The following is a 12858-nucleotide window of genomic DNA, read 5'->3' as shown; positions in this document are numbered from 1 at the left end:
CAATGGCGCGGTCCCCCATGGGGGAATGATGGATTTTTGGAGTGCCTTGCAGGCGATCATCCTGGGCGTGGTCGAAGGGTTGACCGAGTTCTTGCCCATTTCGAGTACCGGGCACCAGATCATCGTTGCCGACCTGCTCGGCTTTGGCGGCGAACGCGCCATGGCGTTCAACATCATCATCCAGCTGGGCGCAATCCTGGCGGTGGTGTGGGAGTTTCGTCGCAAGATCTTCGATGTGGTGGTGGGGCTGCCGACCCAGGTGCCGGCGCGGCGCTTTACCGCCAACCTGCTGATTGCCTTCCTGCCGGCCGTGGTGCTGGGTGTGCTGTTCGCCGACCTGATCCACCATTACCTGTTCAACCCCATCACTGTGGCGGTCGCGCTGGTGGTGGGCGGGTTGATCATGCTCTGGGCCGAGCGTCGCGTGCACCGCGTCGAGGTCGAGCATGTCGATGAAATGAGCTGGCACCACGCCCTGAAGATTGGTTTCGTGCAGTGCCTGGCGATGATTCCAGGCACCTCGCGCTCCGGCTCGACCATCATCGGCGGCCTGCTGTTTGGCCTGTCGCGCAAGGCGGCCACCGAGTTTTCGTTCTTTCTGGCGATGCCGACCATGGTCGGGGCGGCGGTGTATTCGGGCTACAAGTACCGCGACCTGTTCCAGCCTGCAGACCTGCCCGTGTTCGCGCTAGGCTTCGTGGTGTCGTTCATCTTTGCCATGATCGCGGTGCGCGGGCTGCTCAAGTTCATCGCCAACCACAGCTACGCGGTGTTTGCCTGGTATCGCATTGCCTTCGGCCTGTTGATTCTGGCCACCTGGCAGTTTGGTTGGGTTGACTGGGCGACGGCGCAACCCTGATGGCTCGCGCGCAGGCTGCTCAGCCGGGTATTCGCAATGCCGGGCTCAAGGGCTTGGTATTGGCTGGCCTGTGCCTGCTACCGCTGGGCGGCAGCTTGCAGGTTGGGCTTAGCGGGCAGTCATGGGTGCCTTTGGCAATGTACCCGGCACTGAGTTTGATCAGCCTGCTGCTGTATTGGCAGGACAAACAGCAGGCCCGTACCCAGGTTTGGCGCACGCCGGAGAAGGTGCTGCATGCCAGCGAACTGCTGGGCGGTTGGCCTGGGGCATTGCTGGCCCAGCAACTGTTTCGCCACAAGACGCGCAAGGTGTCGTACCAAGTGGTGTGCTGGGCCATCGTGCTGGTGCACCAGGTGTTCTGGTTCAATCATCTATGGCACGCAGGGCTCTTGTAGCAGCAGCCCCACCTGCGTGCGCTTGGGCAAGCGTTTCACCACCAACTGGTGCGAGCGGCTGAGCAGCTCGCGTAGCTCTTCGCCGCCCATGGGGTAGGGCGGCGCCACGCTTACCCACTTGGCCCGCGCCAGATAAGGCGCCGGGCGAATGCCCGGGCGGTCGCAATAGCCCAGAAACAGCTCATCGGCCACTTTGAACGACAACCCTGCACCGGCCAGGTCCATCACCGCGAACATTTTGTTGCCGGCAATCGAGAACACGCGGATCCCACCCCATTTGTAGTCTTCTCGCGCCCCCGGCAGGGCCAGGCAAAACGCCGCCACCTGCGCCTCAGTCATGCGTTGGTCAGACATAGCGCTCTCCACAGGCTTCGAATGAAGCCGCCAGATGATCAATCCATGCCCGCACCGCTGGCAACAGGCCACGCCGGTGCGGGTATACCGCTTGCAGATAACCGCCCGGTAGCGACCAGTCCGGGAGTAGCCGTACCAGCTCGCCCCGCGCCAGTTCCTCTTCGCAGAACATCGCCGGCAGCGCAGTGAAACCCAGGCCCGCGCGCACGGCTGCGTTGCGGACGACGAAATCGTCGATGGCCAGGCGCGGCTCAAGGGCAACGTCCTCGGTACGGCCATTGGGCCCCAACAGACGAAAATGCACCAACCGGTCAGCCTCCGCCGCGCCCAGCACCGGCAGGCCAGCAAGTTCGGAAGGGTGGCGCACATGGTCGGCAAAGCCGGGCGCCGCCACCAGTTGCATCTGCGCCTGGCGCAGGCGGCGGGTGACCAGCGCCGGGTCCTCATCACCCAGCTCACGCACCCGCAGGGCAACGTCGATGCCTTCGGAAATCAGGTCTACCCGACGGTTGAGCAGCACCATGTCCAACTGCACCAGCGGGTACTGAGCCAGGAAACGGGCGATCACCTCAGGCAAAAAAGCGTGGGCCAGCGCCACCGGGCAGGACACCCGCAGCCGGCCACGAGGCTCGCTGGACATGCTGGCCACCACTTCATCAGCCATTTCGGCCTCAAGCATCATGGCTTGGCAGTGGTGCAAGTAGCGCTCGCCCACGGCGGTAAGCTTGAGTTGGCGCGTGGTGCGCTGTAACAGCCGCGTGCCCAGCCGCTCCTCAAGCTCGGCAATGCGCCGCGACAGCCGTGATTTGGGGATGCCCAACTGGCGCCCGGCGGCAGCGAAGCCGCCAGCCTCGACCACCTGGGCGAAGTAAAACAGATCGTTGAGGTCTTGCATGCAAAGGGCTCATTGTTCCATCAGTGGAACAAACTAACGCATTTTTGCTAACTTTTCAGTTATTGGTCATGTCGGTAGGATCCTCCCCATCGTGATCGCTTATCCGCAGCGGTCTTCAAAAACACTGGAGAGTCCTATGAAACTGTTGCACATCGATTCGAGCATCCTGGGCGACAATTCCGCCTCCCGCCAGTTGAGCCGCGAAGTGGTAGAAGCCTGGAAGGCAGCCGACCCATCCATAGAGGTGGTGTATCGCGACCTGGCTGCCGATGCCATCAGCCATTTCTCCGCCGCTACCTTGGTTGCCGCCGGCACTGCTGAAGAGGCGCGTGACGCGGCGCTGGCGCACGAAGCCAAGCTCAGCCAGGAAACCCTCGAAGAGTTCCTGGCAGCAGACGCCGTGGTAATCGGCGCGCCAATGTACAACTTCAGCGTACCCACCCAGCTCAAGGCCTGGATCGACCGTGTAGCGGTGGCTGGCAAGACGTTCAGCTACACCGAAGCCGGCCCGCAGGGGTTGTGCGGTGACAAGAAGGTGATCGTGGTATCGACGGCCGGCGGCCTGCATGAAGGCCAGCCAACTGGCGTCGGCCATGAGGACTTCCTCAAGGTGTTCCTGGGCTTCATCGGCATTACCGACCTTGAGTTCGTACGTGCCCACGGCCTGGCTTACGGCCCCGAGCACCGTGCCAAGGCCATCGATGCCGCCCAGGCGCAGATCGCCGACGAGCTGTTCGTCGCTGCCTGACCTGCAGGTTTTTACCCCAGCCGACTGTCGCCACGCGCGCCAGTCGGCTTTTTTTCATGCTTTTTTCATCCAGCAGGCTTCAAGACGGTTCTAAGCTCAGGCGACATCCGGGATTATTGCCATGAATCGACTGCAGAACCTGGTCACTTTGTTGCTGTTCGGCGGCCTGCTGGCCAATGCCGAGGCAGCCTCGTGGTCGGCGGGCCTGCACCGTCTGACATTGGCCGACCCAGTCGATGCCAAGCCGATGCAGGCGCTGGTGTTCTACCCCTCAAGCGCGCAGGCGCACCCCGTACGCATCGAGGGCTACCAGACGCGGGTTGCCGAAGAGGGGCCGGTTGCCCTTGGGCAGTTTCCGTTGCTGGTAATCTCCCACGGCAATACCGGTAGCCCCATGGCCTTGCATGACCTGGCCAATAGCCTGGCGCGGGAGGGTTTTGTGGTGGTTGCCGTGGTTCACCCTGGGGACAACAGCCGCGATCACAGCCGTCTTGGGGCTGTGAGCAACCTTTATGGCCGGCCGTTGCAGATCAGCGCAGCAATAACTGCAGCACGCGCGGACAAACTGCTCGCCCCGTACCTCAATGACGGCAAGGTCGGTGTAATCGGCTATTCGGCCGGGGGCGAGACGGCGTTGATCCTGTCTGGCGCCCAGCCTGACCTTGAGCGCCTGCGCCGTTACTGCGATGAGCGCCCCAAGGATGCCGATGCCTGCAAGACGCACGGCGTACTGATTGCCGACCACAGCGAACTGACCGCCCACGCGGACCCTCGGGTCGGTGCGGTGATGCTGATGGCGCCGTTGAGTTTGATGTTCGGGCGGCACGCGTTGGCTGGGGTGCAGGTACCGGCGCTGATCTACAGCGGCGACCATGACCAGTTGCTTGCGCTGGAGCACAACGCCGATGCACTGGCGCGCAAGTTGCCGGTCACGCCTGACTATCGGCTGCTCGCCGGCGCCGGGCACTTTGTGTTCATGGCCCCGTGCGATGAAGAGCAGCACCAGCGCATGCCGGCGCTGTGCAAGGACGCCGATGGCGTCGACCGGCGCTACATCCACCGGTCGTTGCGCAGCGAAACCACTACCTTCTTCAGCCAGGCCCTCGGTGCGCCGGAGCCCGCCGAGCGCTCAGCCGCGACGGGCGAGCAGCAGCGTCAAGCCCACCCCTGACAGGGCGAGCAACGCAGCCACGGCAAAGATCGAGGCATAGCCCAGATACACCGCCACCGCGCCCATCATTGGCCCTGCAATCGCCAGCGCCAGGTCGAAGAACACCGCATAGGCGCCAAGCCCGGCGCCGCGGCTGCTACTCGGCACCTGGCGGATCGCCTCGACGCCCAGCGCCGGGTATACCAGCGACAGCCCAAAGCCCGTCAGCCCGGCGCCAATCATCGCAAACAGCGGGGAGGGTGCGAGCCACAGCAAGGCCAGCCCCAGCACTTCAGTGGCCATGCAGGCGATGGCTACGTTATAGCCACCGAAGCGGTTCACGGCGTTGACGAACAACAACCGGGAAATGATGAAGCATGTCCCGAACGCGCTCAGGCACAGCGCTGCGCCGCTCCAGCCGCGCTCCAGGTAGTACAAAGTGACGAAGGTGGTCAGGGTGCCGTAGCCGATCGAAGCCAGGGTCAGGCCCAGGCCGCACGGCGCCACACGGGCAAACGCCGACCAGAAGCGCAGGCGTTCACCCCGCACCACCAGCACATCCGGGCGCTTGCGCAGTGCCAGTAGGGCTAGCACGGCCAAGACAAGTAGCGCCGGGCCGAGGGCTGCAAAGTTGAACGCATCGACCATCACTACGCCCACCGGGGCACCGATGGCGATGGCGCCATATGAGGCGATGCCATTCCACGAGATAACCCGTGCGGTGTGTTCCGGGCCCACCTGGCTGATGCCCCAGCTGAGCGTTGCGACGCCGATCAGCCCTTGGGCGATCCCCAGCAACAGGCGCCCGCCAAGCAGTAGCGCCAGGCTCAGCCAGGGGACCGGCAAGGCCCAGGCCGAGAGCAACGTGAGTACACCGCAGCCGGCGATGCCATAAAGGCCGTAGCGGATCGCCCGTTTGCCGCCCAGGGTGTCGGCCACCTTGCCGGCGAACGGCCTGCTGAGTAGCGTTGCCAGGTACTGCAAACCAATGGTCAGGCCGGCGATCACTGCGCCATAGCCCAGTTGGTCATGTACATGGCCTGGCAGCACCGCAATCGGCAGGCCGATGCACAGGAAGGCAATGAAGGTGTAGAAAACGATGGCGAGGATTTGCAGCGTGATGCTGCTGGTATTGCTGGGGGAGGGTACTGGCGCGGTCATGGGCTCGTTCGCGGGTAGGCGGTTGGGCGTACGGGCAATGATGGCGATTGTGCGGAATAAAAGAAAGCAGGCTAACGAATTAAGCGCTGGGTGGTAGCCCATAACGGGGCAGGAGGATCGCGGGGCAAGCCCGCTCCCACGCTGCCCAGTTCGCTGCGCGACAGCGCAGCCCGGAAGGGCTGGGTGACCTCCCACAGGTGAATGCGTTTGAACCTGTGGGAGGGGGCTTGCCCCGCGATGGCGTCGGTCAGATCAGACCACGACGCCCTGGCTACGCAGGTAGTCGTCGTAGGTGCCGCTGAAGTCGATCACACCGTTCGGCGTCAGCTCCAGGATGCGCGTGGCCAGCGAGGACACGAACTCCCGGTCGTGGCTGACGAACAGCAGTGTGCCGGGGTAGTTTTCCAGCGCCAGGTTCAACGCCTCGATCGATTCCATGTCCAGGTGGTTGGTCGGTTCGTCCATCACCAGTACGTTCGGCTTTTGCAGGATCAGCTTGCCGAACAGCATGCGGCCTTGCTCACCCCCGGAAATCACCTTCACCGACTTGAGGATCTCGTCGTTGGAGAACAGCATGCGCCCCAGGGTGCCGCGGATCACTTGCTCGCCGCTGGTCCACTGGCCCATCCAGTCGAACAGGCTCACGTCGTCTTCGAAGTCGTGGGCGTGGTCCTGGGCGTAGTAGCCAACCTCGGCACTGTCGGTCCACTTCACCGCGCCTTTGTCCGGTGTCATTTCACCGACCAGGGTGCGCAGCAGGGTGGTCTTGCCAATGCCGTTGGGGCCGATGATGGCCACGCGCTCGCCGGCTTCGACGGTGAAACTGAAGTCCTTGAACAGCACCTTGTCGTCGAAGGCCTTGGCCATTTTCTCGACGACCACTGCCTGGCGGTGCAGCTTTTTGGTCTGTTCGAAACGAATGAACGGGCTGACGCGGCTGGACGGCTTGACTTCGGCCAGCTGGATCTTGTCGATCTGCTTGGCCCGCGAGGTGGCCTGCTTGGCTTTCGAGGCGTTGGCCGAGAAGCGGCTGACGAAGGTCTGCAGCTCGGCGATCTGGGCTTTCTTCTTGGCGTTGTCCGACAGCAGTTGCTCACGCGACTGGGTGGCCGCGGTCATGTACTCGTCGTAGTTGCCTGGGAACAGGCGCAGCTCGCCGTAGTCAAGGTCAGCCATGTGCGTGCACACGCTGTTGAGGAAGTGACGGTCGTGGGAAATGATGATCATGGTGCTGTTACGCGCCGTGAGGATCGTTTCCAGCCAACGGATGGTGTTGATGTCCAGGTGGTTGGTCGGTTCGTCGAGCAGCAGGACGTCCGGGTCGGAGAACAGCGCCTGGGCCAGCAACACGCGCAGCTTCCAGCCAGGGGCAACTTCGCTCATCGGGCCGAAGTGTTGCTCCAGCGGAATGCCCAGGCCCAGCAGCAGCTCACCGGCGCGCGATTCGGCGGTGTAGCCGTCCATTTCGGCGAACTCGGTTTCCAGCTCGGCGACGGCCATGCCGTCTTCTTCGGTCATTTCTGGCAGCGAGTAGATGCGGTCGCGCTCAGCCTTGACCTTCCACAGCTGGTCGTGGCCCATGATCACGGTATCGATCACCGTAAAGTGTTCGTAGGCGAACTGGTCCTGGCGCAGCTTGCCCAGGCGGGTGTTGGGCTCGAGCATCACCTGGCCGCCGGAAGGCTCCAGGTCGCCGCCGAGGATTTTCATGAAGGTCGACTTGCCGCAACCGTTGGCGCCGATCAGGCCATAACGGTTGCCGTTGTTGAATTTGACCGAAACGTTCTCGAACAGCGGCTTGGCGCCGAACTGCATGGTGATATTCGCGGTGGAGATCAAAGCGCTTACCTATCAGTAACTTACGCGGCCATGGCTCAGGAAGCCCGAGTGCTCACGGCTCGCTCCAGTGGGAGCTTGGGTTGGCCTTTGGGCGAGTGTCTACAGCAGCGATGCAGGCTGCGACCTAGCTGTTGGGCGATGAATGCGGGGGTTGAGGCCGGACATTGGGCGGCATTGTCGCATAGCTGGGGCATGCTTTGCAGTGGGTGCGTGATGGGTGGGGTCGCGCAGCGGCGCACCTGGGGGTAAAGTGCGGGGCCCGTCGCCCCGGAAAACTGCCATGCCCTGCACCTTCACCTTGATGCAATCGCCTGTGGGCACCCTGACCCTGGTGGCCCGCGGTGCCTGCCTGGCGGCGGTGCTCTGGGAAACCGAGCGTGAAAACCGTGTTCGCCTGGGCGAACTTGAGCGTGACGACGACAATGCCGTTCTGCGTGAAACTGCACGCCAGCTAGGCGAGTACTTTGCAGGCCAGCGCCGCACCTTCGACCTGCCATTGGACTTTGTCGGCACCGAGTTTCAGCGCCAGGTGTGGGCGGCGCTGCTGGCCATTCCTTTCGGTGAGACGCGCAGCTACCGCGATATCGCCCAGCGTATCGGCAACCCTCAGGCGGTGCGTGCCGTTGGCGCCGCCAATGGGCGCAACCCCATTTCCATCATTGCGCCGTGCCACCGGGTAATTGGCGCCTCGGGTAGCCTGACCGGTTTTGCAGGCGGGCTGCCGGCCAAGCAGTACCTGCTGGCCCTGGAAGGGCGCCAGAGCCTGGCACTGGGCCTGTAGCTCAGCCGAGCCAGGCGCACAGCAGCACCAGCAACACGGCCAACACGCTGCCGGCCAGCAGGCTGTAGGTGCGCTGGGCTTGGCGCGCATGGGCCTGCACTTCACGCAGGTATTGCCCAGGCGGCGGCGCGTCATGTTGATGGCGCAGCCCTTCGGCGATATCCGCCAGTTGCCCGCGAATCAACAGGCCGACCACATACCAGGCGCTGGCGTAGCTTGCCAGCACCACAAGCACATACCTCATGGGGCGAACTCCAGCGCAAAGGCCTGGGCGCTGTTGCGGGTGGTATCGAGCAGCAGCAGGCCTTCGCTGTGTTCATCCAGCTGGCCCAGCAGGTTGCCTTGGGCATCCCACGCCGCCGACTGGCCGGCGCCGATAAAGTTGTCGGCCGCCCCCACACAGTTGGCCATCAACACCGCCATACCCGACTGGCGCGCCGCCTTGGGGTAGTGGGCAAACCCCTCGGCGACCCCTTTGGCGGTTTTCGCCACGCTGACCAGATACAGCTCTGCGCCCAGTGCCCGCACGCTGTGGGCGTGCTCGATGAACATCGACTCGTAGCAGATCGCCGGGGCAATCTGTAGCGCGCCGGCGGCAAAAACCAGCGGTTGCGCACCGGCCACGAAGAACGGCAACTCGTCGGCGTGCAGGCGCTGCTTGGCGTAGAGCAAAGGCGCCTGGCGCGGGCGCAGGATGAGCATGCCGATGTGCACGCCAGCAGCGGCGGGCATCGGCAGGCCGATGGCTGCGGTTACATCAAGGCGGTCACATTGCGCCTGCAATGGCCTGAGCAATACGTCATCAGCGGCGGTGACAACGCGCTGCGCCAAGGTGGGTTCATAGCCACTGAGGGACAGTTCAGGGAACACCACCAGCTCGGCGCCGTGGGCCGCTGCCTGTTCCATGGCATGCAAGTGGCGGTGCAGATTGCCGGCCAGGTCGCCCTTGTGCGAGGCCAGTTGTACGGCGCAGAGCTTCACGGGATTCCATCCTTGGTGTGCGTGGGGTGTTCGAGGATACAATCGGAACAATCGCCTCACCAGCACGAAGTCGCCTATTCCAAGGATGGAGACCTGTATGACCTTCGCTACGGCCATTCCCGCCGATTCGTTGATAACACCCCACGCAGCCCAGGCCGAGTTTCGTCACTGCCGGGGTATCACCTTGGCGGCCGGTGAAATGCCCGCGATGGGGTACTTTCTGCAACTCATGACCCGCATGCCGGGCTGGATCGACGGCCTTATGGTGCTGCGCAACCGGCTGGTGCGCCTGGTCGGGCTGAAGAACCTCGGGCGCCTGAGTGCAATCGACCGCAGCCGCGCATCGGCCAGCTACCAGCCGGGCGACCGGGTCGGTATCTGGACACTGCTGGTCAATACTGACAACGAGGTGCTGCTGGCTGACTGCGACCGCCATCTGGACGTGCACATCGCGCTGACCCGCCAGCCGGCCGCGAACGGTCAGTGCCAGGTGCTGGTGAGCACCCATAATTGGCTGGGGCGCTTGTATATGCTGCCGGTAGCGCCTTTTCATCGTTTGATCGCGCCAATCGCCCTGCGTCGGTTGCGCGCTTGAGCCGTGAGCCCTGTGCCATGCTGTGCAACAGGTACGGCCTGCCGCCAAGCCGTCACAGAGGGTTGATGCAATGAGCCGTTTTCGGCGGGTAACCGCCAACACTCGCGGGCGAGACTTGGCCGTGGGGGATATTCATGGGCACTTCCAGCGTTTGCAGCAATGCCTGGACAGCGTTGGTTTCAACCCCGAGGCAGACCGGTTGTTCAGCGTCGGCGACCTCGTGGACCGTGGGCCGCACAGCCCGCAAGCGTTGCAGTGGCTGGCACAGCCGTGGTTCTACGCGGTACAGGGCAACCACGAATCACTGGCTATCAGCCATGCGCGCGGCGGTCGGCTTGACCCGGCGATGTATCGGGCGGCAGGCGGTGGCTGGTTTCTCGACCTGCCGGCCGAGGAGCAGGAACCGTTCGTGGAGGCATTCCTGAACCTGCCCATTGCCCTTGAGGTAGCCACCGCTGACGGCCCCGTCGGGTTATTGCATGCTGACAGCCCTTTCAGCGATTGGGCGCAGCTGCGTGACAGCCTGCTGCACGACGACGACCCTGCGGCCCGTGAGGTTTGCCAGTGGTCGCGCCGCCGGCTGAAAGAAGGCGACAGCCAACCGGTGGAGGGTTTGCGCGCGCTATTGGTCGGCCACACTGCGGTAGTGCAGATGAAAGTACTGGGCAACGTCTGGCACCTGGACACTGGCGGCTGGAGCAGTGGTTGCTTCAGCCTGCTGGACATTGCCTCACTGGAGCTGCTCAGCCCAGCGCCAGACGTATAAGCATGGCACCTGACAGCACTATCAGCAGCACGCCTGAGGCGCGTTCCAGCCAAGGCAAGGCCTGGGCGAAGCGGTGCAACACTCGCTGATTACCGATAGCCAGCGCCACCAGCAGGTCCCAGGCCAGCACCACGCTGAACATCCAGGTGCCGTACGCCACCTGCAACCAGGTGGCACTCCCGGCCACGAGGCTTGCAAGGCTTGCGTAGAACAGCGCGTTCTTCGGGTTGAGGATGCCCGAGGCCAGTCCCATGCCCAGGCTTGCCAGCCAGCTACTGGGAGCGGCATGGGCGCTGCCCCCGGTGAGGCTGCTGCAGCCGGCGTAGCGCACGAACAACTGGCCGATATATAAAAGGTAGGCGCAACCGGCCAGTTGCAGGACGATGAACAGCGCGCTGCCCTCGCGCAGTGCCGATACGCCGGCGAAAGCCAGGCAAATGAACAGGCCATTGGCCAACGCGACGCCCAGGCACGCCCCGCTGGCTGCGCGCCAACCGGCGTTGGCCGAAGTGCGGGCAATCAGAAAAAAGTCAGGCCCGGGTGACAGCAGGGCCAGGAAGTGGGCGAGGGCGATGAGCAGGAACTGATTCATGGTGCGGGTTCTGGTAGTGGTAGAGGCCGCAGTGTGGGGGGCAGGTCGCGCGAGGTATTGAAGATTATTGCGCGGCGCTTTTCAGTGCCCCGACGCGGTCAGTGTGTGGGCGGCCTTGTGTCGCGATGGGCTGCAAAGCAGCCACTAACAAGCTCAACTTCCCGCCTCTTTACCCCCTCATTTCCCACAATCCTTCAGCATTTTCGGAAATTTCCTTCAACTTGAGGGTTATCTTCATCTGGCAAACTCTGACCTTCGATGCAAGCCCATCCAGGAAGGAAAGGTGGTCACATGAACGACAATATCCACGACCTTGCCATGCACCATGTCCGCGAGCAGGTGCTCGAACGCCTGCTCGAGCATATGACCCAGGCGCAACGCGCGTCTGTGCACCTGCTGATGCAGCGGATGCTGGTGATCGCCGGCGGGCCCGGCAAGATCAGCGAGTTCCGCGCCATGGTGCTGCTAGGCGCCGACCGCCGCAGCGCGCATTTGCTGGCCTGCCTGCGGGCAGCACAATTGAGCCTTGCCAAGCGCTATGGCCGCAGCTTCCTGCTGCGGGTGCTGGTGGCGCGTTTGCCGGGGCTCGACAGCACCACGCTGGCCCTGCACGACCGCTGCTTCGGCGCGCTGTTTCTGGAGGATGACTCGCGCGTAGAGTTGCTGCGTGCCGACGCTGGGCAGATTGGGCCCTACAGCGCCCGTCCGGTAGCCACCACGGAGCAACGTGCTGTGGCCCGCAACGCCTGGTTGCTGTTCGGGCACCTGGGTGTTTGCCGCCCTGAAGCGTTACTGGGCGCACGGGCTTATCTGGAGCTGGCAACAGTACTGGACCAGGCCCTCCACGCCGGCACCGGTGTCGACGCACTGTTTACCGTGCTACCGACGACACAGCGGCACCGCTTCATGGCTTGGGGGCGGCACTGCCTGCGGGCGATTACCGGTGGCGCCGCCGATGCCTTGCCCCATGGTGTAGGGGTGCTGGCAGAAGGCCTGATGCAACTGCACAACCTGCTGGCCCTGCCGCTGCAGCGCGCTGCCCCCATGGCCCTGCGCACGGACGCCAAGGTACTTCAGGTGATAGCGCTAGAGGGGTTTCTGCAGCAGTTGGAGAATGACGACCTGCTCGACCGCATGCTCGGGCGGGTCAAGGTGCTACCGTGTGAAGTGCACGGCCCCGCCGGGCTGTTCGACCCGGTTCCGTTGGCACACCTGCGCGGGCTGTACGCGCAGTTCATCGAGCAGCGCGGTTATCGCGCTGGCAGTCGTGCGGTGGTCGAGCAGTTTGCCCACTTGCCGGTGCAATGGCCGCAGCCACTGCGCGAGGATGCCCAGGAACGTCTGGCAGACGCGCTCGGCGTAACCATCGAGCAACTGGTTTGTCAGGCGTTCGCGCCGTTTTCCGATCAGGGGCGGCGGCTGGAGCTGTTTCTGGTGCGTTGCCACCCTGGCATGCTGGTGGCATTGCCTGCCCTGCACCGAGCGCTGGAAGGGCGCCGCTGCGCGTCGGCGATCACTGCCTGGCTGATGCAGGTCAGTGGCCTGGAGATGGCTCAGTTGCGTGCGCTCTACGCCGGTGCATTGCGCCCGCAAGTGCGCCGCCTGGTCGCGTTGCTGGCGCGCCGCGACATCGCGCTGCGCGCATTGGCCCAGGCCAGCCCGATAGCGCCGCCGGCGCAGCAACATGTGGGCGCAGGCCAGCGGTGATGACGTTTGATCCCGTCGGCGGCCAACAGATTATG

The 12858-nt window shown here is 63.8% G+C and carries 15 protein-coding genes; 8 read left to right on the top strand and 7 right to left on the bottom strand.

Annotated features, from left to right (window positions below; translation table 11 throughout):
* Positions 1-28 precede the first annotated feature (28 nt).
* A complete protein-coding gene (locus tag HU719_RS08970; RefSeq protein WP_186517937.1) occupies positions 29-859 on the top strand; it encodes an undecaprenyl-diphosphate phosphatase in 831 nt (276 codons plus the stop codon).
* A complete protein-coding gene (locus tag HU719_RS08965; RefSeq protein WP_186517935.1) occupies positions 859-1254 on the top strand; it encodes a DUF1294 domain-containing protein in 396 nt (131 codons plus the stop codon). The genes HU719_RS08970 and HU719_RS08965 overlap by 1 nt, the downstream gene beginning before the upstream one ends.
* On the opposite strand, the gene HU719_RS08960 is transcribed toward HU719_RS08965, so the two are convergent.
* Together HU719_RS08960 and HU719_RS08955 are read right to left on the bottom strand one after the other, a co-directional pair.
* Complete coding sequence (locus HU719_RS08960; RefSeq protein ID WP_437179659.1) at positions 1231-1593, bottom strand: MmcQ/YjbR family DNA-binding protein; 363 nt, start codon at positions 1591-1593, stop codon at positions 1231-1233. The genes HU719_RS08965 and HU719_RS08960 overlap by 24 nt on opposite strands.
* A 7-nt stretch (positions 1594-1600) precedes the next feature.
* Positions 1601-2503 (bottom strand): LysR substrate-binding domain-containing protein, encoded by a 903-nt coding sequence (locus HU719_RS08955; RefSeq protein ID WP_186535113.1) that lies wholly within the window; start codon positions 2501-2503, stop codon positions 1601-1603.
* 136 nt (positions 2504-2639) lie between these two features.
* Here HU719_RS08955 and HU719_RS08950 point away from each other — a divergent pair, with 136 nt between their 5' ends.
* Positions 2640-3251 carry an FMN-dependent NADH-azoreductase gene (locus HU719_RS08950; protein ID WP_186517932.1) on the top strand — a complete coding sequence of 204 codons (612 nt, stop codon included), beginning with the start codon at positions 2640-2642 and terminating at the stop codon, positions 3249-3251.
* A 121-nt stretch (positions 3252-3372) separates the two neighbouring features.
* Positions 3373-4422 carry an alpha/beta hydrolase family protein gene (locus HU719_RS08945; protein WP_186535114.1) on the top strand — a complete coding sequence of 350 codons (1050 nt, stop codon included), beginning with the start codon at positions 3373-3375 and terminating at the stop codon, positions 4420-4422.
* Here the strand turns inward: HU719_RS08945 and HU719_RS08940 are convergent.
* A complete protein-coding gene (locus tag HU719_RS08940) occupies positions 4381-5562 on the bottom strand; it encodes an MFS transporter (RefSeq protein ID WP_186535115.1) in 1182 nt (393 codons plus the stop codon). The two genes, HU719_RS08945 and HU719_RS08940, sit on opposite strands and share 42 nt — an antisense overlap.
* A gap of 252 nt (positions 5563-5814) precedes the next feature.
* Positions 5815-7401, bottom strand: a complete 1587-nt coding sequence (locus HU719_RS08935) for an ABC-F family ATPase (RefSeq protein ID WP_186517930.1) — start codon at positions 7399-7401, stop codon at positions 5815-5817.
* A 280-nt stretch (positions 7402-7681) separates the two neighbouring features.
* On the opposite strand from HU719_RS08935, the gene HU719_RS08930 reads away from it, so the two are divergent.
* On the top strand, positions 7682-8182 hold the full coding sequence (locus tag HU719_RS08930; protein ID WP_186520437.1) for a methylated-DNA--[protein]-cysteine S-methyltransferase: 501 nt from the start codon (positions 7682-7684) through the stop codon (positions 8180-8182).
* A gap of 1 nt (position 8183) precedes the next feature.
* Here HU719_RS08930 and HU719_RS08925 read toward each other — a convergent pair whose 3' ends face one another.
* On the bottom strand, positions 8184-8426 hold the full coding sequence (locus HU719_RS08925; protein ID WP_186520438.1) for a hypothetical protein: 243 nt from the start codon (positions 8424-8426) through the stop codon (positions 8184-8186).
* Entirely contained in the window at positions 8423-9163 is a 741-nt protein-coding gene (locus HU719_RS08920) for a carbon-nitrogen hydrolase family protein (protein WP_186535116.1), read from the bottom strand. Before HU719_RS08920 ends, HU719_RS08925 begins: the two co-directional genes overlap by 4 nt.
* Positions 9164-9260: 97 nt before the next feature.
* Between HU719_RS08920 and HU719_RS08915 the strand changes: the two genes are divergently transcribed.
* Together HU719_RS08915 and HU719_RS08910 are read left to right on the top strand one after the other, a co-directional pair.
* Positions 9261-9758, top strand: coding sequence for a DUF2867 domain-containing protein (locus HU719_RS08915; protein WP_186535117.1), 498 nt, complete (start codon positions 9261-9263; stop codon positions 9756-9758).
* 70 nt (positions 9759-9828) lie between these two features.
* Entirely contained in the window at positions 9829-10524 is a 696-nt protein-coding gene (locus HU719_RS08910) for a metallophosphoesterase (protein ID WP_186535118.1), read from the top strand.
* Here the strand turns inward: HU719_RS08910 and HU719_RS08905 are convergent.
* Complete coding sequence (locus HU719_RS08905; protein ID WP_186520442.1) at positions 10502-11116, bottom strand: LysE family translocator; 615 nt, start codon at positions 11114-11116, stop codon at positions 10502-10504. The two genes, HU719_RS08910 and HU719_RS08905, sit on opposite strands and share 23 nt — an antisense overlap.
* 291 nt (positions 11117-11407) lie before the next feature.
* Between HU719_RS08905 and HU719_RS08900 the strand changes: the two genes are divergently transcribed.
* Positions 11408-12823 carry a hypothetical protein gene (locus tag HU719_RS08900; protein ID WP_186535119.1) on the top strand — a complete coding sequence of 472 codons (1416 nt, stop codon included), beginning with the start codon at positions 11408-11410 and terminating at the stop codon, positions 12821-12823.
* Positions 12824-12858 lie beyond the last annotated feature (35 nt).

The organism is Pseudomonas farsensis (assembly GCF_014268805.2).
GTDB classification, from domain to species: domain Bacteria; phylum Pseudomonadota; class Gammaproteobacteria; order Pseudomonadales; family Pseudomonadaceae; genus Aquipseudomonas; species Aquipseudomonas farsensis.
Note: the sequence above shows the minus strand (reverse complement) of the source record. Positions and strands in the feature narration are given on the sequence as shown.